Here is a 21,419-nt window from a genome sequence, read left to right as displayed (position 1 = left end):
AGACCGAGCGATGTTCCGTCGTACGTTCTGGTTCAGCACGGGCGTCGCCGCCGGTGTGTGGGCCACCACCAAGGTCAACCGCAAGCTCAGGCAGCTCACCCCGGAGAGCCTCGCCGCGACCGCGGCGAACAAGGCACTGGAGACGGGTCAGCGCCTGAAGGACCGCGCGGTCGGCTTCGCGCTCGACGTCCGCGACAACACGGCGCAGCGGGAGGCCGAGCTGGAGGAGGCCCTCGGCATCCAGGACGACCCCGAACTCCCCGCGCCCCGGCGGTACCCCGCCATCGAGAACGACCGCAGCAACCCGAAGTACATCGAGAACACGACGTACTCGTACAACCGGAATGAGGACCACTGATGGAGTCGGCCGAGATTCGCCGCCGCTGGCTGAGCTTCTACGAGGAGCGCGGGCACACCGTCGTGCCTTCGGCGTCGCTCATCGCGGACGATCCGACCCTGCTCCTCGTCCCCGCCGGCATGGTCCCCTTCAAGCCCTACTTCCTGGGTGAGGTCAAGCCGCCCTTCGCGCGCGCCACCAGCGTGCAGAAGTGCGTGCGCACGCCCGACATCGAAGAGGTCGGCAAGACCACCCGCCACGGCACGTTCTTCCAGATGTGCGGCAACTTCTCCTTCGGCGACTACTTCAAGGAAGGCGCCATCAAGTACGCCTGGGAGCTGCTCACCACGCCCCAGGACAAGGGCGGTTACGGCCTGGAGCCGGAGAAGCTCTGGATCACCGTCTACCAGGACGACGACGAGGCCGAGCGCATCTGGCACGAGGTCGTCGGGGTGCCGAAGGAGCGCATCCAGCGCCTCGGCATGAAGGACAACTACTGGTCCATGGGCGTCCCCGGCCCGTGCGGCCCCTGCTCCGAGATCAACTACGACCGCGGCCCCGAGTTCGGCGTCGAGGGCGGCCCGGCCGTGAACGACGAGCGGTACGTGGAGATCTGGAACCTCGTCTTCATGCAGTACGAGCGGGGCGAGGGCATCGGCAAGGACAACTTCGAGATCCTCGGGGAACTGCCGAGCAAGAACATCGACACGGGCCTCGGTCTGGAGCGGCTCGCCATGATTCTGCAGGGCGTGCAGAACATGTACGAGATCGACACCTCGATGGCCGTCATCGAGAAGGCCACCGCGCTGACCGGCGTCCGCTACGGCGACGCCCACGACTCCGACGTGTCGCTGCGCGTCGTCACCGACCACATGCGCACCGCCACCATGCTCATCGGCGACGGTGTCACCCCGGGCAACGAGGGCCGCGGCTACGTCCTGCGCCGCATCATGCGCCGCGCCATCCGCAACATGCGGCTGCTCGGCGCCACCGGTCCGGTCGTCCAGGACCTGATCGACACCGTGATCGGCATGATGGGCCAGCAGTACCCCGAGCTGATCACCGACCGTGAGCGCATCGAGAAGGTCGCCCTCGCCGAGGAGAACGCCTTCCTCAAGACGCTGAAGGCCGGCACCAACATCCTCGACACCGCCGTCACCGAGACCAAGCAGTCCGGCGGCACCGTCCTCTCCGGCGACAAGGCCTTCCTGCTCCACGACACCTGGGGCTTCCCGATCGACCTCACCCTGGAGATGGCCGCCGAGCAGGGGCTGGCCGTGGACGAGGACGGCTTCCGCCGCCTGATGAAGGAGCAGCGGGAGCGCGCCAAGGCCGACGCCCAGGCCAAGAAGACCGGGCACGCCGACATGGGCGCCTACCGCGAGATCGCCGACGCCGCCGGTGCCACCGACTTCATCGGCTACAGCGACACCGAGGGCGAGACCACGATCGTCGGTCTGCTCGTCGACGGCGTCTCCTCGCCGGCCGCCTCCGAGGGCGACGAGGTCGAGGTCGTCCTCGACCGCACCCCGTTCTACGCCGAGGGCGGCGGCCAGATCGGCGACACCGGCCGGATCCGCGTCGACACCGGTGCCGTCATCGAGGTCCGCGACTGCCAGAAGCCGGTCCCGGGCGTGTACGTCCACAAGGGTGTCGTCCAGGTCGGTGAGGTCACCGTCGGCGCCAAGGCCCACGCCTCCATCGACGCCCGCCGCCGCACGGCCATCGCCCGCGCCCACTCGGCCACCCACCTGACCCACCAGGCGCTGCGCGACGCCCTCGGTCCGACGGCCGCCCAGGCCGGTTCCGAGAACCAGCCCGGCCGTTTCCGCTTCGACTTCGGCTCCCCGTCCGCGGTCCCGACCGCCGTGATGAGCGACGTCGAGCAGAAGATCAACGAGGTGCTCGCCCGCGACCTCGACGTGCACGCCGAGGTCATGGGGATCGACGAGGCCAAGAAGCAGGGCGCGATCGCCGAGTTCGGCGAGAAGTACGGCGAGCGCGTCCGCGTGGTCACCATCGGCGACTTCTCCAAGGAGCTGTGCGGCGGCACGCACGTGCACAACACCGCCCAGCTGGGTCTGGTGAAGCTGCTCGGCGAGTCCTCCATCGGCTCGGGTGTCCGCCGTATCGAGGCCCTCGTCGGCGTGGACGCGTACAACTTCCTCGCCCGTGAGCACACGGTCGTGGCCCAGCTCCAGGAGCTGATCAAGGGCCGCCCCGAGGAGCTGCCCGAGAAGGTCTCCGCCATGCTCGGCAAGCTGAAGGACGCCGAGAAGGAGATCGAGAAGTTCCGCGCCGAGAAGGTGCTGCAGGCCGCCGGCGGTCTCGCCGAGTCCGCCAAGGACGTGCGCGGTGTGGCGTTGGTCACCGGGCAGGTCCCGGACGGCACCACCCCGGACGACCTGCGCAGGCTGGTCCTCGACGTGCGCGGCCGCATCCAGGGCGGCCGGGCCGCCGTGGTCGCCCTGTTCACGGTCAACAACGGCAAGCCGCTGACCGTCATCGCCACCAACGAGGCAGCCCGCGAGCGCGGACTCAAGGCCGGCGACCTGGTCCGCACGGCCGCCAAGACCCTCGGCGGCGGCGGTGGCGGCAAGCCGGACGTCGCCCAGGGCGGCGGCCAGAACCCGGCCGCCGTCGGCGACGCCGTGGACGCCGTGGAGCGTCTCGTCGCCGAGACCGCCAAGTAAGCCACGTAAGAAACGGTCGAGAAGATGCGCAGAGGACGTCGACTCGCGATCGACGTCGGGGACGCCCGGATCGGGGTCGCCTCGTGCGACCCCGACGGGATCCTCGCCACCCCGGTGGAGACGGTCCCCGGCCGGGACGTCCCGGCCGCCCACCGCCGGCTGCGGCAGCTGGTGGAGGAGTACGAGCCGATCGAGGTCGTCGTCGGCCTCCCTCGCTCCCTTAAGGGGGGCGAGGGCCCGGCCGCCGTCAAGGTCCGTGCCTTCGCGCAGGAGTTGGCCAAGGGCATCGGGCCGGTGCCGGTGCGGCTGGTCGACGAGCGGATGACGACCGTGACGGCCAGTCAGGGGCTGCGGGCCTCGGGGGTGAAGTCCAAGAAGGGACGCTCGGTCATCGACCAGGCCGCCGCTGTGATCATCCTGCAGCAGGCCCTGGAATCCGAACGGGTGTCAGGTACAGCACCCGGCGAGGGCGTCGAAGTGGTCATCTGATCGCGATACGGTAACGTTCCGCGCGATGCGCCGGTGTTCGAACAGCCGGGGCACAGCAAGAGGCGGAACGGAAGCCGGCCCACCGGCCGCGAGTCCGTCGGCCTCGCGGCTCTAGGGGATCGATGACTGAGTATGGCCGGGGCCCAGGCTCCGAACCGTGGCATCCGGAGGACCCGTTGTACGGGGACGGCGGATGGGAAGGGCAGCAGGCGCACGTCGGCCGGCAGTCTGCCTACGGCGGCCACCCGCAGCAGCCCTACCCGCAGCAGCCGCAGTACGGCGACTGGAGCCAGGAACAGCAGGCCGCGTACGGCGGACAGCAGCAGCACCAGCACTACGACGGCCAGGGCCACCCGCAGTACGACCAGAATTACGCAGGTCACGCTCAGCAGCAGCAGCATTTCCAGCAGGGCACGTGGGACGCCAGCGGCAGCCACGGCCAGGTGCCCTACGCCGCCGATCCCGGTGATCCGTACGGCCAGCAGCCGGCGGCGTACGGCGCACAACAGCCCGACCTCTACGGCACCGAGGACGCCTACCCGCCGCCGGTGCCGCCCGGCCGCCGCCGCCCGGAACCGGAACCGCAACCGGAACCCGCGGCCGACGAGGAGGAGCACGCCTTCTTCGCGGGAGACGGGGGCGAGGACGACGAGGAGCACGAGCTCCAGAGCCGGCGCGAGAAGCGCGGCAAGGGCCGCAAGCCCGTCAAGAAGAAGAAAGGGCGCACCGGGTGCGCCTGCATGGTGGTCGTCCTCGTCTTCGGCGGTGGCCTCGGCGGGGTCGGCTACTTCGGCTACAAGTTCTACCAAAATCGTTTCGGCGCGGCCCCGGACTACGCGGGCAGCGGCAACGGCGAGCAGATCACGGTCACCATCCCCAAGGGGGCCGGCGGCTGGGCCATCGGCGAGAAGCTGAAGGAGGCGGGAGTCGTCGAGAGCGCGGCCGCGTTCGTCTCCGCGCTCCAGGCCAACCCCCGGGGCAAGGGGCTCCAGGACGGTGTCTACACCCTCCAGAAGGAGATGTCCGCCGCGAGCGCGGTGGAGCTGATGCTCAGTCCGAAGAGCCGCAGCAACCTGATCATCGCCGAGGGGCGGCGCAACACCGAGATCTACAGCATGATCGACAAACGCCTCGGCGTGAAGGTGGGCACCACGGCGCGCGTCGCGAAGAAGGACTACAAGCACCTCGGCCTGCCGGCCTGGGCGCTGAACCACCCCAACCTCAAGGACCCGCTCGAAGGTTTCCTCTACCCCTCCAGCTACCCGGTCGCGAAGGGCCAGGAGCCTGACGCCGTGCTGAAGAGCATGGTGTCCCAGGCCGCCTCGACGTACCAGGAACTGGGTCTGGAGAAGAAGGCCAAGGTCCTCGGGCTCGACAGCCCCTGGCAGCTGCTCACCGTGGCGAGCCTGGTGCAGGCCGAGGGCACGAGCCACGACGACTTCCGCAAGATGGCCGAGGTCGTCTACAACCGCCTCGAACCGGACAACCCGCAGACCTACGGGCGGCTGGAGTTCGACTCCACGTACAACTACGTGAAGAACCAGAGCAAGATCGACCTGAGCATCGCCGAGCTGCGCAAGTACAACAACCCGTACAACACGTACTTCTCCAAGGGCCTGCCGCCGGGACCCATCAGCAACCCCGGCGAGGAGGCGCTCAAGGGCGCGCTCGACCCGACCGACGACGGCTGGTACTACTTCATCTCGATGGACGGCAAGACCAGCAAGTTCACCAGGACGCTCGAGGAGCACGAGAAGCTCGTGAACGAGTGGAACGCGTCGCGGAAGAAGAACTGATGACTGTGAGACGCCGGGCCGCCGTGCTCGGTTCGCCCATCGCGCACTCCCTCTCCCCGGTGCTGCACCGGGCCGCGTACGACGAACTCGGTCTCAACGACTGGTCCTACGACCGATTCGAGGTCGACGAGGCGGCACTGCCCGGGTTCCTCGAAGAGCTCGGGGCGGAGTGGGCGGGGCTGTCGCTCACGATGCCGCTCAAGCGGGCCGTCATCCCGCTGCTGGACGAAATCAGCGACACGGCCGCCTCCGTCGACGCGGTCAACACGGTGGTCCTCACCGAGGACGGCCGCCGCCTCGGCGACAACACCGACATCCCGGGCATGGTCGCCGCCCTGCGCGAGCACGGGATCGAGGAGGTCCCCTCCGCCGCGATCCTCGGCGCCGGCGCCACCGCCTCCTCCGCGCTGGCCGCGCTGGCCCGGATCTGCACCGGCGAGGTCGTCGCCTACGTCCGCAGCGAGGCCCGCGCCGCGGAGATGCGCGAGTGGGGCGAGCGGCTGGACGTGGACGTACGCACCGCGGACTGGGCGGACGCGGCCGAGGCACTGCGCGCCCCGCTGGTGATCGCCACGACGCCGGCCGGGACGACCGACGCCCTCGCCACCGCCGTACCCGAGCGCCCCACCACCCTCTTCGACGTGCTCTACGACCCCTGGCCCACCGAGCTGGCGGCCCGCTGGTCCATGTTCGGGGGAGCCGTGGTCAGCGGGCTCGACCTGCTCGTCCACCAGGCCGTCCTCCAGGTCGAGCAGATGACCGGCCGCTCCCCGGCCCCGCTGGAGGCCATGCGGCACGCCGGCGAGAAGGCGCTCGCCGCCCGCTGACCGCCGCCGTGCCGTCCGCCTGCTGGACCGGCGGCCGGACACCGGCCCCGGACGTGGGAGGATCGTAGGTGGCGTGCCGGGGTCGCGCATCCGGCCGCGCCGTCGCCGTACGCGCGGACACGCGTACTGAGGGCAGTACCGGGCGCGAACACTGAGGAGCACCGTTGAGCAGGCTGCGTTGGCTGACCGCGGGGGAGTCCCACGGTCCGGCACTGGTCGCAACGCTGGAGGGCCTTCCCGCCGGCGTGCCGATCACCACGGAGATGGTGGCGGACCACCTGGCACGGCGACGGCTCGGTTACGGCCGCGGTGCGCGGATGAAGTTCGAGCGGGACGAGATCACCTTCCTGGGTGGCGTCCGGCACGGACTGAGCCTCGGTTCCCCGGTGGCGATCATGGTGGGCAACACCGAGTGGCCCAAGTGGGATCAGGTCATGGCGGCCGACCCGGTCGATCCCGAGGTGCTGGCCGGGCTCGCCCGCAACGCGCCGCTGACCCGGCCCCGGCCCGGCCACGCCGACCTGGCGGGCATGCAGAAGTACGGCTTCGACGAGGCCCGCCCGATCCTGGAGCGCGCCTCGGCCCGGGAGACCGCGGCACGGGTGGCGCTGGGCGCCGTGGCCCGCTCCTACCTGAAGGAGACCGCGGGCATCGAGATCGTCTCGCACGTGGTCGAGCTCTGCTCCGTGAAGGCCCCGCAGGGCGTGTACCCGACGCCGGCCGACGTGGAGAGGCTGGACGCCGACCCGCTGCGCTGCCTGGACGCGGACACCTCCAAGGCGATGGTCGCCGAGGTCGACCAGGCCCACAAGGACGGCGACACCCTCGGCGGTGTGGTCGAGGTGCTGGCCTACGGCGTTCCGGTCGGTCTCGGCTCGCACGTGCACTGGGACCGCAAGCTGGACGCCCGTCTGGCCGGCGCCCTGATGGGCATCCAGGCGATCAAGGGCGTCGAGATCGGTGACGGCTTCGAGCTGGCCCGGGTGCCCGGTTCCCAGGCGCACGACGAGATCGTGCGGACCGACGAGGGCATCCGGCGCACCTCCGGCCGCGCGGGCGGCACCGAGGGCGGCCTGTCCACCGGTGAGCTGCTGCGGGTGCGTGCCGCGATGAAGCCGATCGCGACCGTGCCGCGGGCGCTGCGGACGGTCGACGTCACCACCGGCGAGGCGGCCCAGGCGCACCACCAGCGCTCGGACGTGTCCGCCGTGCCGGCCGCCGGCATCGTCGCCGAGGCGATGGTCGCGCTGGTCCTGGCCGACGCGGTCGCGGAGAAGTTCGGCGGCGACAGCGTGGCCGAGACCCGGCGCAACGTGCGCTCGTACCTCGACCACCTGCAGATCCGGTGAGCGCCATGCCTGCTCTCGTACTCGTCGGTCCGATGGGCGTGGGCAAGTCCACCGTGGGCCGGCTGCTCGCCGAACGGCTCGGCACCGGGTTCCGGGACACCGACGAGGACATCGTGGCCGCCGAGGGCCGCAGCATCGCCGACATCTTCGTGGGGGAGGGCGAGTCCGCCTTCCGCGCCATCGAGAAGCGGGCGGTGCGGGACGCGCTCGCCGGGCACGAGGGCGTCCTCGCGCTCGGCGGCGGTGCCGTCCTCGACGCGGAGACCCGGGCGCTGCTGGCCGGGCACCGGGTGGTCTACCTGTCCATGGACGTGGAGGAGGCCGTCAGGCGCACCGGCCTCAACGTGGCCCGCCCGCTGCTCTCGGTCAACCCGCGCAAGCAGTGGCGCGAGCTGATGGAGGCGCGGCGGCACCTGTACGAGGAGGTCGCCACCGCCGTCGTGGCGACGGACGGCCGCACCCCCGAAGAGGTCACCCGAGCAGCGCTCGACGCACTGGAGTTGAAGGAAGCATGAGCGAGTCAGTCACCCGGATCCAGGTCGCCGGCAGCGCCGGGACCGACGCCTACGAGGTGCTGGTCGGCCGGCAGCTCCTGGGCGAACTGGCCGGGCTGATCGGACCGAAGGCCAAGCGGGTGGCGGTGATCCACCCGGAGGCGCTGGCCGAGACCGGTGACGCGCTCCGCGCCGACCTGGCCGGGCAGGGCTACGAGGCCGTCGCGATCCAGGTGCCCAACGCGGAGGAGGCCAAGACCGCCGAGGTCGCCGCCTACTGCTGGAAGGCGCTGGGCCAGTCCGGCTTCACGCGCACCGACGTCGTCGTCGGCGTGGGCGGCGGCGCGACCACGGACCTGGCCGGTTTCGTGGCCGCGACCTGGCTGCGCGGGGTGCGCTGGATCGCGGTGCCGACCACCGTGCTGGCGATGGTCGACGCGGCGGTCGGCGGCAAGACCGGCATCAACACCGCCGAGGGCAAGAACCTGGTGGGCGCCTTCCACCCGCCGGCCGGCGTGCTGTGCGACCTGGCCGCGCTGGACTCCCTGCCGGTGCACGACTACGTCTCCGGTCTCGCGGAGGTCATCAAGGCGGGCTTCATCGCCGACCCGGTGATCCTGGAGCTGATCGAGTCCGACCCCGAGGCCGCCCGGACCCCGGCGGGTCCGCACACGGCCGAGCTGATCGAGCGGTCGATCCGGGTGAAGGCCGAGGTCGTCTCCTCGGACCTGAAGGAGTCGGGTCTGCGGGAGATCCTCAACTACGGCCACACGCTCGGCCACGCCATCGAGAAGAACGAGCGCTACAAGTGGCGGCACGGCGCCGCGGTCGCGGTCGGCATGCACTTCGCCGCCGAACTGGGCCGCCTCGCGGGCCGTTTGGACGACGCTACCGCGGACCGGCACCGCACGGTGCTGGAGTCCGTCGGCCTGCCGCTGCACTACCGCTACGACCAGTGGCCCAAGCTGCTGGAGGCGATGAAGGTCGACAAGAAGTCGCGCGGCGACCTGCTGCGCTTCATCGTCCTCGACTCGCTCGGCAAGCCGACCGTCCTGGAGGGCCCCGACCCGGCCGTCCTGCTCGCCGCCTACGGAGAAGTGGGCCAGTAGGTCCCGCACTGTTCCGTACGCCCGTTTTCCCTCGGTCCGATTTCCTTTGCGGAACGGGCACTTCGGGCCGCCCCCGGCCGTTTCACCAAACGACGGCCGGGGACGGTACCGTTCGGTACGGCGCGGGGTGCACCCCCGTTGCCAGCACCAACTGCCCGCAGCGGGTGTGCCGGAGGGGCGCGACACCGCCCCGGGCGCCCCGGCGGCGGACGAGCCGAGCGACGAGACGGAGTGGCAACGGATGCAGCACGCAGTGGGGTCTGAGCTGCCTCCGCCGCACCGGCCGGGGCAGGTGCCGCACGCCGGCTGGGCGCCGGCCGGGCACCACCCGGGCCCGCACCAGGGCAGCTCCCAGGGGCCCGCGCCCGTCCCCCCGCCGCCCCCGGCGCCGAGCTTCCCGGCCGCGTCCGCTCCCGTGCCGCCGCCCCCACCGCACACCCCCGCGCAGCCGGCCCCCGATACCACCGGTCACCTGTCCCTGCCACCCGGCGGCCCGGTCGGCGTGCCCATGGCGCCGCCCGCCGCGGTGGTCCCGGACCCGACGGCCACCACCCTGGCCGTCCTGCTGATCGGCCCGGCGGGCGCGGGCAAGACGAGCGTGGCCAAGTACTGGGCGGACCACCGCCGCGTCCCCACGGCCCACATCAGCCTGGACGACGTCCGCGAATGGGTCCGCTCGGGCTTCGCCGACCCCCAGACCGGCTGGAACGACAACTCCGAGGCCCAGTACCGCCTGGCCCGCCGCACCTGTGGCTTCGCCGCCCGCAACTTCCTGGCCAACGGCATCTCCTGCATCCTGGACGACGCCGTCTTCCCGGACCGTCCGGTCGTCGGGCTCGGCGGCTGGAAGCGCCACGTGGGCCCCGGGCTGCTGCCGGTCGTCCTGCTGCCTGGCCTGGACATCGTCCTGGAGCGCAACGCGGAGCGCTCCGGCAACCGCCGCCTCACCGACGAGGAGGTGGCCCGCATCCACGGCCGCATGGCCGGCTGGTACGGCTCGGGCCTCCCGATCATCGACAACTCCCAGCTCGACGTCCCGGGCACCGCGCGGGTGCTGGACGAGGTCCTGGCCAGGGCGATCGCGAGCCCGCCGAGCTGGTGAGACGGGGGCGCGGACCTCCACGCGAACCCCACTCGGCCCCACCCAACCGGCACAAATCGGTCAAAACTCCTACGCTCATCTCATGTCAGAGGTGTACGCGAACCGCCGATCCCGCCTGAGGGAACACTTCAACGCGGCCGGTACCGCGGCAGCGCTCGTCACCCGCCCCGCCAACGTGCGCTATCTCGCGGCCGCAGCCCCTCAGGGCGCCGTCCTGCTCCTCGGTAGGCGCGAGGACCTGCTCGTCTGCGCCGGGCCGCCCGAGGACCGCCCCTACGAAGGCCGGCCCGACGAGAACCTGCGGCTGCACGTGCTGCCCACGCCGGCCGGTGACGCGGCGGTCGCCGCGGCCGGCCTCGCCGCGGCGCAGGGCGCCGATTCCCTGGCGGTCGAGGAACACCACCTCACCGTGGCCCGGCACAGGACGCTGACGTCGGTCGCCCCCGCCGTGCGTCTCGCCGACATCGGCGGGGCCGTGGAACAGCTCAGGGTCGTCAAGGACGAGGAGGAGATCTCCTGCCTGCGCATCGGTGCGGAGATCGCCGACCAGGCGCTCGGCGAGCTGCTGGAGTCCATCCTGGTCGGCCGTACCGAGCGGCACCTGGCGCTGGAGCTGGAGCGGCGCCTGGTCGACCACGGTGCCGACGGCCCGGCCTTCCCCACCTCCGTGGCCACCGGACCGCACTCCGGCCGGCGCGGCCACCGCCCGACCGACCGGCGGGTGGAGGAGGGCGACTTCCTCTCCGTCTGCCTGGGTGCCACCTACCGCGGCTACCGCTGCGAGATCGGCCGCACCTTCGTCATCGGGACCTCGCCCGCCGACTGGCAGATCGAGCTCTACGACCTGGTCTTCGCCGCTCAGCGCTCCGGACGCGAGTCCCTGGCGCCGGGCGCCGCCTACCGTGACGTCGACCGCGCGGCACGGCAGGTCCTGGACTCCGCCGGGTATGCGGAAGCACTGCCACCGCTGACCGGACACGGTGTCGGACTCGAAATCGACGAGGACCCGCAGCTGGCCCCCGCGGCCATGGGTAAACTGGACGCTTGCGTGCCGGTCACCGTCGAACCGGGGGTCCACCTCCCGGGCCGGGGCGGTGTCCGGATCGATGACACGCTCGTCGTACGCCCCGAGGCGGACGGCGGACCCGAGCTACTCACCATCACGACCAAGGAGCTGCTCGCGCTCTAGCCTCTCGCTGAGCGCGAGACCCGGGGTCGTACGTCAGTCCAGGAGATTCCGCAACCGTGGCTTCCACGAACGACCTCAAGAACGGCATGGTGCTCAAGCTCGAAGGCGGCCAGCTCTGGTCCGTCGTCGAGTTCCAGCACGTCAAGCCCGGCAAGGGCCCGGCCTTCGTGCGCACCAAGCTCAAGAACGTGCTCTCCGGCAAGGTCGTCGACAAGACCTTCAACGCCGGCGTCAAGGTCGAGACGGCCACTGTCGACAAGCGCGACATGCAGTTCTCGTACATGGACGGCGACTACTTCGTCTTCATGGACATGGAGACCTACGACCAGCTGATGGTCGACCGCAAGGCCGTCGGCGACGCCGCCAACTTCCTCATCGAGGGCTTCACGGCCACCGTCGCCCAGCACGAGGGCGAGGTGCTCTTCGTCGAGCTGCCGGCCGCCGTCGAGCTGGTCGTCCAGGAGACCGAGCCGGGCGTCCAGGGCGACCGCTCCACCGGTGGCACCAAGCCCGCCACCCTGGAGACCGGTCACCAGATCCAGGTCCCGCTCTTCATCACCACCGGTGAGAAGATCAAGGTCGACACCCGCAGCAGCGACTACCTCGGCCGGGTGAACAGCTAACCGTGGCTGCCCGCAACACGGCCCGCAAGCGCGCCTTCCAGATCCTCTTCGAGGGCGACCAGCGCGGCGCCGACGTCCTGACGGTCCTCGCGGACTGGATCCGGCTCTCCCGGTCCGACACGCGACAGCCGCCGGTCAGCGAGTACACGATGCAGCTGGTCGAGGGCTACGCGGAGCACGCGCGGCGCATCGACGAGCTGATCGCCCAGTACGCCGTGGGCTGGACGCTCGACCGGATGCCGGTCGTCGACCGCAACATCCTGCGGCTGGGCGCGTACGAGCTGATCTGGGTCGACGAGACCCCGGACGCCGTCGTCCTGGACGAGATGGTGCAGCTGGCGAAGGAGTTCTCGACGGACGACTCGCCCTCGTTCGTCAACGGTCTGCTGGGGCGTCTGAAGGAACTGAAGCCCACGCTCCGCCGGGCCTGACCGAACCGCCCCCCGGGGTGGCCGACGTCGTACGAGGGGCGCCGGGAGACCGCAGTACGCCGGCCGCGGGTCGTCCGCGGCCCGTCGTGCGGTCCTCCGCGCCCCTCAGGCGTGTCCGCACCGGCCGGAGAGGTCCCGTGGCCGCCGTGGGACGCCCTCCCGGCGTCCGGTACCGGGGCGCGCCAGCGCAGACGTGAAACGCCGCCGGGGCGGCCGGAACCAGGTGGTTCCGGCCGCCCCGGCGGCACGTTTCTGCTGAGGTGTTCGGCGGGGTCAGGCGTCTTCGTGCGTGGCCACGGCGCGGCGGGCGTCCGCGTCCAGGACGCCCCAGCTGATCAGCTGCTCGGTGAGGACCGAGGGGGACTGGTCGTAGATCACGGCGAGGGTGCGCAGGTCGTCCTGGCGGATCGAGAGCACCTTGCCGTTGTAGTCGCCGCGCTGGGACTGGATCGTCGCCGCGTAGCGCTGCAGCGGGCCCGCCTTCTCGGCCGGCACCGTGGCGAGCCGCTCAAGGTCCAGGACGAGCTTCGGCGGCGGCTCGGCGGCTCCGCCCGGCGTGGTGCCCGGCAGCAGTTCCTGCACCGGGACGCCATAGAAATCGGCCAGCTCGGCGAGACGCTGGACGGTCACGGCACGGTCACCGCGCTCGTAGGAACCGACCACCACGGCCTTCCAGCGACCCTGGGACTTCTCCTCGACACCGTGGAGGGAAAGGCCCTGCTGGGTGCGGATGGCCCGGAGCTTGGCCCCGAGCTGTTTGGCGTATTCGCTGGACATATAGCTCCCCGGACACTGTGTCGACGCGGCCGGCTGTCTTCCCGCCGCGCGGCTGGTAACTCACTGTGAGGTTACGCAGCGTGACTCTCATGCGTCAAGCCGAATGGGCCACCCCGACTCTTCCGTGCCGGTGCCGGCCGATTAGGCCAAGCGGGTGATCGAGACCTCCGGGGAACCTGCTACGGTGGATGGCGCAAATCCGACGTCCTTTAAGGTCCGTCCCGTGAGGCGGAGAAGGAGGTCCGTTTCGTATGGACACGCACGCCAGCGCACAGGCAGCCGATGCGCGACCCGTTCTCGAGGGTCCCGACATCGCGCGGGTGTTGACCCGCATCGCCCACGAGATCGTCGAGCGCGCCAAGGGCGCCGACGACGTGGTGCTCCTCGGCATCCCGACCCGCGGCGTCTTCCTCGCCCAGCGGCTCGCCGCCAAGCTTGAGCAGATCACCGACCGCAAGGTCCCCGTCGGCTCCCTCGACATCACCATGTACCGCGACGACCTGCGCATGCACCCGCCGCGTGCGCTGGCCCGCACCGAGATCCCCGGTGACGGCCTCGACGGCAAGCTCGTCGTCCTCGTCGACGACGTGCTCTTCTCGGGCCGCACCATCCGCGCCGCCCTCGACGCCCTGAACGACATCGGGCGCCCGCGCGCGGTCCAGCTCGCGGTCCTGGTCGACCGCGGCCACCGCGAACTGCCCATCCGCGCCGACTACGTCGGCAAGAACCTCCCCACGTCGCTGCGGGAGACGGTCAAGGTCCAGCTCGCCGAGGAGGACGGTCGTGACACCGTGCTGCTCGGTGTGAAGGCCGACCAGTAGCAACTCAGGCGCCGCGCCGCTTCGGCGTGCCCGCACACGCGCCCGTTTGCCCCATATCTCCCGAATGAACTGCCTTACGGAGCCTGACAGATGCAGCGTCATCTCATCTCGGCCGCCGACCTCACCCGCGACGACGCCGTCCTGATCCTCGACACCGCCGAGGAGATGGCCCGGGTCGCCGACCGGCCGATCAAGAAACTGCCGACCCTGCGCGGCCGCACGATCGTCAACCTCTTCTTCGAGGACTCCACGCGCACCCGGATCTCCTTCGAGGCCGCCGAGAAGCGCCTCTCCGCGGACGTGATCAACTTCTCCGCCAAGGGGTCCTCGGTGTCCAAGGGCGAGTCCCTGAAGGACACCGCCCAGACCCTGGAGGCGATGGGCGTGGACGCCGTCGTCATCCGGCACGGCGCCTCCGGTGCCCCCTACCGCCTGGCGAACTCCGGCTGGGTCGACGCCGCGGTCATCAACGCCGGCGACGGCACCCACCAGCACCCCACCCAGGCCCTGCTGGACGCCTTCACCATGCGCCGTCGGCTGGTCGGCCGGGACGCCGGACTCGGCCAGGACCTGTCCGGCAGGCGGATCACCGTCGTCGGGGACGTCCTGCACAGCCGGGTCGCCCGCTCCAACGTCGACCTGCTGCACACCCTCGGCGCCGAGGTCACCCTGGTCGCCCCGCCCACCCTGGTGCCGGTCGGCGTCGAGAACTGGCCCTGCGAGGTGTCGTACGACCTCGACAGCACCCTGCCCAAGTGCGACGCGGTGATGATGCTGCGGGTCCAGCGCGAGCGCATGAACGCGGCCTTCTTCCCGACCGAGCGCGAGTACTCCCGGCGCTACGGCCTCGACGGCGACCGCATGGCCAAGCTGCCCGAGCACGCCATCGTGATGCACCCCGGCCCCATGGTCCGCGGCATGGAGATCACCGCCGAGGTCGCCGACTCCGACCGCTGCACGGCCATCGAGCAGGTCGCCAACGGCGTCTCCATCCGGATGGCCGTCCTGTACCTGCTGCTCGGCGGCAACGAACCCGCCGTCACCCGCCCCACCGGTTCCGAGGAGAAGTAACAGCATGAGCAAGATCCTGATCCGTGGTGCGAAGGTGCTCGGCGGCGAGCCGCAGGACGTCCTGATCGACGGCGAGACCATCGCCGAGGTGGGCAGCGGGCTGTCCGCCGAGGGCGCCGAGGTCGTGGAGGCCGCCGGCCGGGTGCTGCTGCCGGGCCTGGTCGACCTGCACACCCACCTGCGCGAGCCGGGCCGCGAGGACTCCGAGACGGTCCTCACCGGCACCCGCGCCGCGGCGAGCGGCGGCTACACCGCCGTCTTCGCCATGGCCAACACCTTCCCGGTCGCCGACACCGCCGGCGTCGTCGAGCAGGTCTACCGGCTCGGCCGGGACCACGGCTACTGCGACGTGCAGCCCATCGGCGCCGTCACCGTCGGCCTGGAGGGCAAGAAGCTCGCCGAGCTGGGCGCCATGCACGAGTCCGCGGCCGGCGTCACCGTCTTCTCCGACGACGGCAAGTGCGTGGACGACGCCGTGATCATGCGCCGCGCCCTGGAGTACGTGAAGGCCTTCGGCGGCGTCGTCGCGCAGCACGCCCAGGAGCCGCGCCTGACCGAGGGCGCCCAGATGAACGAGGGCGTCGTCTCCGCCGAGCTGGGCCTCGGCGGCTGGCCGGCCGTCGCCGAGGAGTCGGTCATCGCGCGGGACGTCCTGCTCGCCGAGCACGTCGGCTCCCGCGTCCACATCTGCCACCTCTCGACCGCCGGCTCCGTGGAGATCGTCCGCTGGGCCAAGTCCCGCGGCATCCAGGTCACCGCCGAGGTCACCCCGCACCACCTGCTCCTCACCGACGAGCTCGTGCGCACCTACAACCCCGTCTACAAGGTCAACCCGCCGCTGCGCACCGAGCGGGACGTGCACGCCCTGCGCGAGGCGCTCGCCGACGGCACGATCGACATCGTCGCCACCGACCACGCCCCGCACCCGCACGAGGACAAGGACTGCGAGTGGGCCGCGGCCGCCATGGGCATGGTGGGCCTGGAGACCGCGCTGTCGGTGGTCCAGGAGACGATGGTCGCCACGGGCCTGCTGGACTGGGCCGGCGTGGCCGACCGCATGTCCGCCAGGCCCGCGCAGATCGGACAGGCCACCGGCCATGGACGTCCCGTCTCGGCAGGTGAGCCCGCCAACCTCACCCTCGTCGACACGGAATACCGTGGCCCGGTGGACCCCGCGGGCTTCGCCTCGCGCAGCCGCAACACCCCGTACCAGGGGCGTGAGCTGCCGGGCCGTGTGACGCACACGTGGCTGCGGGGCAAGGCCACGCTCGTCGACGGGAAGCTCACGTGACACCTGTAATCCTGCTGGCCGAGGCCGAGAAGTCGGCCGACGTCACCAACTGGCCCGGCCGCATCGGCTGGCTGGTCGGACTCGCCCTCTTCGTCGCGCTCGTCTACTGGCTGATGCGCGAGGGATGGAAGTGGCGCGGCACCCTCCAGGGCGACCTCCCGGCCCTGCCCACCGCGCCGGACGAGACCGGCCCGGTGAGACTGAGCATGAGCGGCCGCTACCACGGCTCCACCACCGCCGGGCAGTGGCTGGACCGCATCGTGGCCCACGGCCTCGGCACCCGCAGCCGGGCCGAGCTCACCCTGACCGACGAGGGCCTGGAGGTCGAACGTCCCGGAGCGACCGACTTCTTCGTCCCCACCGCCGCGCTGCGCGGCGCCCGGCTCGACAAGGGCATCGCCGGCAAGGTCCTCACCGAGGGCGGACTGCTGGTGGTGACCTGGGCGCACGGCGACAAGCTGATCGACTCCGGCTTCCGCTCCGACCGCTCGGCCGAGCACACCGAGTGGGCCGACACCCTGAACCAGATGACCAACGACACGGAAGGCGCACGATGACGACCTCCACCAGGGGAGCCGCGAAGACTCCCGCCGTACTCGTCCTGGAGGACGGCCGCACCTTCCGCGGCCGCGCCTACGGGGCCGTGGGGGAGACCTTCGGCGAGGCCGTGTTCTCCACCGGTATGACCGGCTACCAGGAGACCCTCACCGACCCGTCGTACGACCGGCAGATCGTCGTCGCGACCGCCCCCCAGATCGGCAACACCGGCTGGAACGACGAGGACGACGAGTCCGCGCGCATCTGGGTCTCCGGCTACGTCGTGCGCGACCCCGCGCGCGTGCCGTCCAACTGGCGGGCCAAGCGCTCCCTGGACGACGAGCTGGTCGCCCAGGGCGTCGTCGGCATCAGCGGGATCGACACCCGCGCCCTCACCCGCCACCTGCGCGAGCGCGGCTCCATGCGCGCCGGCATCTTCTCCGGCGAGGCGATCGCCCCCGAGTCCGAGCTTCTCGCGCGCGTGCAGGCCCAGCCGCACATGAAGGGCGCGAGCCTCTACGAGGAGGTCGCGACGAAGGAGGCGTACGTCGTCCCCGCGGTCGGCGAGAAGCGCTTCACGGTCGCCGCCGTCGACCTCGGCATCAAGGGCATGACCCCGCACCGCATGGCGGAGCGCGGCATCGAGGTGCACGTGCTGCCCGCCACCGCCACGGCCGACGAGATCTACGCGGTCGAGCCGGACGGCGTGTTCTTCTCCAACGGACCCGGCGACCCGGCGACGGCCGACGGCCCGGTCGCGCTGATGAGCGCCGTCCTGGAGCGGAAGACGCCGCTGTTCGGCATCTGCTTCGGCAACCAGATCCTCGGCCGCGCCCTCGGCTTCGGCACCTACAAGCTGAAGTACGGCCACCGGGGCATCAACCAGCCGGTCCAGGACCGGACGACCGGCAAGGTCGAGGTCACCGCGCACAACCACGGCTTCGCCGTCGACGCGCCGCTCGACAAGGTCAGCGACACCGAGTTCGGCCGCGCCGAGGTCTCGCACGTCTGCCTGAACGACAACGTCGTGGAGGGGCTCCAGCTGCTCGACCAGCCCGCCTTCTCCGTCCAGTACCACCCCGAAGCGGCAGCCGGTCCGCACGACGCCGCCTACCTGTTCGACCGCTTCGTATCCCTGATGGAGGGCCAGCGTGCCTAAGCGCACCGATATCCAGTCCGTCCTGGTCATCGGCTCCGGCCCGATCGTCATCGGCCAGGCCGCCGAGTTCGACTACTCCGGCACCCAGGCGTGCCGCGTGCTCAAGGCCGAGGGCCTGCGCGTGGTCCTCGTCAACTCCAACCCGGCGACGATCATGACCGACCCGGAGATCGCCGACGCCACCTACGTCGAGCCGATCACCCCGGAGTTCGTCGAGAAGATCATCGCCAAGGAGCGCCCCGACGCCCTGCTGCCCACCCTGGGCGGCCAGACGGCCCTGAACACCGCCATCGCGCTGCACGACAACGGCGTCCTGGAGAAGTACGGCGTCGAGCTGATCGGCGCCAAGCCCGAGGCCATCCACAAGGGCGAGGACCGCGACCTGTTCAAGGACGTCGTGGAGGAGGTCCGCCGCAAGACCGGACACGGCGAGTCCGCCCGCTCGGTCATCTGCCACACGATGGACGACGTCCTCCAGGGCGTCGAGACCCTCGGCGGCTACCCGGTCGTGGTCCGCCCGTCCTTCACCATGGGCGGCGCCGGCTCCGGCTTCGCGCACGACGAGGAGGAGCTGCGCCGCATCGCCGGCCAGGGCCTCACGCTCTCCCCGACCACCGAGGTGCTCCTGGAGGAGTCCATCCTCGGCTGGAAGGAGTACGAGCTGGAGCTGATGCGCGACAAGCACGACAACGTCGTGGTCGTCTGCTCCATCGAGAACTTCGACCCCATGGGCGTGCACACCGGCGACTCGATCACCGTCGCCCCGGCGATGACGCTGACCGACCGCGAGTACCAGGTGCTGCGCGACGTCGGCATCGCGATCATCCGCGAGGTCGGCGTCGACACCGGCGGCTGCAACATCCAGTTCGCGGTGAACCCCGACGACGGCCGCGTGATCGTCATCGAGATGAACCCGCGCGTGTCGCGCTCCTCGGCCCTCGCCTCCAAGGCGACCGGCTTCCCGATCGCCAAGATCGCCGCCAAGCTGGCCGTCGGCTACACGCTCGACGAGATCCCGAACGACATCACCCGGGAGACCCCGGCCTCCTTCGAGCCCACGCTCGACTACGTGGTCGTCAAGGCCCCCCGCTTCGCCTTCGAGAAGTTCCCGCAGGCCGACTCCACGCTGACCACCACCATGAAGTCCGTCGGCGAGGCCATGGCCATCGGCCGCAACTTCCCCGAGGCCTTCCAGAAGGCGCTGCGCTCGCTGGAGAAGAAGGGCAGCCAGTTCACCTTCGTCGGCGACCCCGGCGACAAGGACACCCTGCTGCGCGAGGCCGTGCGCCCCACCGACGGCCGGATCAACACCGTCATGCAGGCCATCCGCGCGGGCGCCACCCCCGAGGAGATCTTCGCGTACACGAAGATCGACCCGTGGTTCGTGGACCAGCTCTTCCTGATCAAGGAGATCGCGGACGAGCTGGCCGGCGCGCCCGAGCTGACCGGCGACCTGCTCGCCGAAGCCAAGCGGCACGGCTTCTCCGACCAGCAGATCGGCGAGATCCGCGGCCTGCGCGAGGACGTCGTCCGCGAGGTCCGGCACGCCCTCGGCGTCCGCCCGGTCTACAAGACGGTCGACACCTGCGCCGCCGAGTTCGCCGCGCGCACGCCGTACTTCTACTCCTCCTACGACGAGGAGTCCGAGGTCGCGACCCGCGAGAAGCCCGCGGTGATCATCCTGGGCTCCGGCCCGAACCGCATCGGCCAGGGCATCGAGTTCGACTACTCCTGCGTCCACGCCTCCTTCGCGCTGTCCGACGCCGGGTACGAGACCGTGATGGTCAACTGCAACCCGGAGACCGTCTCCACGGACTACGACACCTCCGACCGCCTCTACTTCGAGCCGCTGACGCTGGAAGACGTGCTGGAGATCGTCCACGCGGAGTCCCTCGCCGGCCCGATCGCCGGTGTGATCGTGCAGCTCGGCGGCCAGACCCCGCTCGGCCTCTCGCAGGCCCTCAAGGACAACGGCGTGCCGATCGTCGGCACGTCCCCCGAGGCCATCCACGCGGCCGAGGACCGGGGCGCCTTCGGCCGCGTCCTGGAGGAGGCGGGCCTGCCGGCCCCGAAGCACGGCACGGCCACCACGTTCGAGGGTGCCAAGGCCATCGCCGACGAGATCGGCTACCCGGTCCTGGTCCGGCCCTCGTACGTCCTCGGCGGCCGTGGCATGGAGATCGTCTACGACGAGACCCGCCTCGCCGCCTACATCGCCGAGTCGACCGAGATCAGCCCCTCCCGGCCGGTCCTCGTCGACCGCTTCCTCGACGACGCCATCGAGATCGACGTCGACGCCCTGTACGACGGCGAGGAGCTCTACCTCGGCGGTGTCATGGAGCACATCGAGGAGGCCGGCATCCACTCCGGCGACTCGGCGTGCGCCCTGCCCCCGATCACCCTCGGCGGGTTCGACATCAAGCGCCTGCGCGCCTCCACCGAGGCCATCGCCAAGGGCGTCGGCGTGCGCGGCCTGATCAACATCCAGTTCGCGATGGCCGGCGACATCCTCTACGTGCTGGAGGCCAACCCGCGCGCCTCCCGTACGGTCCCCTTCACCTCGAAGGCGACCGCGGTGCCGCTCGCCAAGGCCGCCGCCCGCATCTCGCTCGGCGCGACCGTCGCCGAGCTGCGCGCCGAGGGCCTGCTGCCGAAGAACGGCGACGGCGGCGAGCTGCCGCTGGACGCGCCGATCTCCGTCAAGGAGGCCGTCATGCCCTGGTCGCGCTTCCGCGACATCCAGGGCCGCGGCGTCGACACCGTCCTCGGCCCGGAGATGCGCTCCACCGGCGAGGTCATGGGCATCGACTCGGTCTTCGGCACGGCGTACGCCAAGTCGCAGGCGGGTGCCTACGGCCCGCTGCCCACCAAGGGCCGCGCCTTCATCTCGGTCGCCAACCGCGACAAGCGCTCGATGATCTTCCCGGCGCGCGAACTGGTCGCCCACGGCTTCGAGCTGCTCGCCACCTCCGGCACCGCCGAGGTCCTCAAGCGCAACGGCATCCACGCCACCGTGGTGCGCAAGCAGTCCGAGGGCACGGGCCCGAACGGTGAGCGGACCATCGTCCAGCTCATCCACGACGGCGAGGTCGACCTCATCGTCAACACCCCGTACGGCACCGGCGGCCGCCTCGACGGCTACGACATCCGTACGGCGGCCGTGGCACGCTCGGTGCCGTGCCTGACGACCGTCCAGGCGCTCGCCGCGGCCGTCCAGGGCATCGACGCCCTCAACCACGGCGACGTGGGCGTCCGCTCGCTCCAGGAACACGCGGAACACCTGACCGCGGCCCGCGACTAGCAGCCCCGAGGGGGACACCGGAA

General features: G+C 71.0%; 19 protein-coding genes. 18 read left to right on the top strand and 1 reads right to left on the bottom strand.

Annotation, left to right across the window (positions count from 1 at the left end; translation table 11 throughout):
• Positions 1 to 10: 10 nt before the first annotated feature.
• From N8I86_RS08310 to nusB, 12 genes are all read left to right on the top strand, one after another.
• The gene (locus tag N8I86_RS08310; protein ID WP_263277497.1) at positions 11 to 358 is read left to right on the top strand and encodes a hypothetical protein; all 348 of its coding nucleotides are present in this window, start codon (positions 11 to 13) and stop codon (positions 356 to 358) included.
• Positions 358 to 3,030, top strand: coding sequence for an alanine--tRNA ligase (alaS, locus tag N8I86_RS08305; protein ID WP_263277496.1), 2,673 nt, complete (start codon positions 358 to 360; stop codon positions 3,028 to 3,030). The genes N8I86_RS08310 and alaS overlap by 1 nt, the downstream gene beginning before the upstream one ends.
• Before the next feature lie 24 nt (positions 3,031 to 3,054).
• Positions 3,055 to 3,519 (top strand): Holliday junction resolvase RuvX, encoded by a 465-nt coding sequence (gene ruvX, locus N8I86_RS08300; protein ID WP_073899424.1) that lies wholly within the window; start codon positions 3,055 to 3,057, stop codon positions 3,517 to 3,519.
• 122 nt (positions 3,520 to 3,641) lie between these two features.
• Entirely contained in the window at positions 3,642 to 5,315 is a 1,674-nt protein-coding gene (gene mltG / locus N8I86_RS08295) for an endolytic transglycosylase MltG (protein ID WP_263277495.1), read from the top strand.
• On the top strand, positions 5,315 to 6,142 hold the full coding sequence (locus tag N8I86_RS08290; protein ID WP_263277494.1) for a shikimate dehydrogenase: 828 nt from the start codon (positions 5,315 to 5,317) through the stop codon (positions 6,140 to 6,142). Before mltG ends, N8I86_RS08290 begins: the two co-directional genes overlap by 1 nt.
• Before the next feature lie 164 nt (positions 6,143 to 6,306).
• Positions 6,307 to 7,491, top strand: a complete 1,185-nt coding sequence (gene aroC, locus N8I86_RS08285) for a chorismate synthase (protein WP_073899419.1) — start codon at positions 6,307 to 6,309, stop codon at positions 7,489 to 7,491.
• A gap of 5 nt (positions 7,492 to 7,496) precedes the next feature.
• Complete coding sequence (locus N8I86_RS08280) at positions 7,497 to 8,006, top strand: shikimate kinase (RefSeq protein WP_263277493.1); 510 nt, start codon at positions 7,497 to 7,499, stop codon at positions 8,004 to 8,006.
• Entirely contained in the window at positions 8,003 to 9,094 is a 1,092-nt protein-coding gene (aroB, locus tag N8I86_RS08275) for a 3-dehydroquinate synthase (protein ID WP_073899415.1), read from the top strand. The genes N8I86_RS08280 and aroB overlap by 4 nt, the downstream gene beginning before the upstream one ends.
• A gap of 241 nt (positions 9,095 to 9,335) precedes the next feature.
• Positions 9,336 to 10,196: a Pro-rich N-terminal domain-containing protein gene (locus N8I86_RS08270; RefSeq protein WP_123439786.1), complete on the top strand. Its 861-nt coding sequence runs from the start codon at positions 9,336 to 9,338 to the stop codon at positions 10,194 to 10,196.
• 82 nt (positions 10,197 to 10,278) lie between these two features.
• The gene (locus tag N8I86_RS08265) at positions 10,279 to 11,385 is read left to right on the top strand and encodes an aminopeptidase P family protein (RefSeq protein WP_073899413.1); all 1,107 of its coding nucleotides are present in this window, start codon (positions 10,279 to 10,281) and stop codon (positions 11,383 to 11,385) included.
• A gap of 56 nt (positions 11,386 to 11,441) precedes the next feature.
• Positions 11,442 to 12,008 carry an elongation factor P gene (efp, locus tag N8I86_RS08260; RefSeq protein WP_073899411.1) on the top strand — a complete coding sequence of 189 codons (567 nt, stop codon included), beginning with the start codon at positions 11,442 to 11,444 and terminating at the stop codon, positions 12,006 to 12,008.
• Positions 12,009 to 12,010: 2 nt separating this feature from the next.
• On the top strand, positions 12,011 to 12,439 hold the full coding sequence (nusB, locus tag N8I86_RS08255; protein ID WP_073899409.1) for a transcription antitermination factor NusB: 429 nt from the start codon (positions 12,011 to 12,013) through the stop codon (positions 12,437 to 12,439).
• 273 nt (positions 12,440 to 12,712) lie between these two features.
• Here the strand turns inward: nusB and bldD are convergent, their stop codons facing one another.
• Positions 12,713 to 13,216 (bottom strand): transcriptional regulator BldD, encoded by a 504-nt coding sequence (gene bldD / locus N8I86_RS08250; protein WP_020938842.1) that lies wholly within the window; start codon positions 13,214 to 13,216, stop codon positions 12,713 to 12,715.
• A 251-nt stretch (positions 13,217 to 13,467) separates the two neighbouring features.
• On the opposite strand from bldD, the gene pyrR reads away from it, so the two are divergent.
• The 6 genes from pyrR (at position 13,468) to carB (ending at position 21,396) form a co-directional block, all read left to right on the top strand.
• Positions 13,468 to 14,037 (top strand): bifunctional pyr operon transcriptional regulator/uracil phosphoribosyltransferase PyrR, encoded by a 570-nt coding sequence (gene pyrR, locus N8I86_RS08245; protein ID WP_073899407.1) that lies wholly within the window; start codon positions 13,468 to 13,470, stop codon positions 14,035 to 14,037.
• A gap of 90 nt (positions 14,038 to 14,127) precedes the next feature.
• The gene (locus tag N8I86_RS08240; protein WP_073899405.1) at positions 14,128 to 15,108 is read left to right on the top strand and encodes an aspartate carbamoyltransferase catalytic subunit; all 981 of its coding nucleotides are present in this window, start codon (positions 14,128 to 14,130) and stop codon (positions 15,106 to 15,108) included.
• Between the two features lie 4 nt (positions 15,109 to 15,112).
• Positions 15,113 to 16,399 carry a dihydroorotase gene (locus tag N8I86_RS08235; protein WP_263277492.1) on the top strand — a complete coding sequence of 429 codons (1,287 nt, stop codon included), beginning with the start codon at positions 15,113 to 15,115 and terminating at the stop codon, positions 16,397 to 16,399.
• Positions 16,396 to 16,956 (top strand): PH-like domain-containing protein, encoded by a 561-nt coding sequence (locus tag N8I86_RS08230; RefSeq protein ID WP_073899400.1) that lies wholly within the window; start codon positions 16,396 to 16,398, stop codon positions 16,954 to 16,956. The genes N8I86_RS08235 and N8I86_RS08230 overlap by 4 nt, the downstream gene beginning before the upstream one ends.
• Entirely contained in the window at positions 16,953 to 18,095 is a 1,143-nt protein-coding gene (gene carA / locus N8I86_RS08225; RefSeq protein WP_263277491.1) for a glutamine-hydrolyzing carbamoyl-phosphate synthase small subunit, read from the top strand. The genes N8I86_RS08230 and carA overlap by 4 nt, the downstream gene beginning before the upstream one ends.
• Complete coding sequence (carB, locus tag N8I86_RS08220) at positions 18,088 to 21,396, top strand: carbamoyl-phosphate synthase large subunit (protein ID WP_073899395.1); 3,309 nt, start codon at positions 18,088 to 18,090, stop codon at positions 21,394 to 21,396. Before carA ends, carB begins: the two co-directional genes overlap by 8 nt.
• The last annotated feature ends 23 nt before the right edge of the window (positions 21,397 to 21,419 follow it).

The sequence above is a fragment of the Streptomyces albidicamelliae genome (assembly GCF_025642175.1).
Classification (GTDB): domain Bacteria; phylum Actinomycetota; class Actinomycetes; order Streptomycetales; family Streptomycetaceae; genus Streptomyces; species Streptomyces albidocamelliae.
The sequence above is the reverse complement of the archived record's forward strand: the minus strand, read 5'-3'. Positions and strand labels throughout refer to the sequence as shown.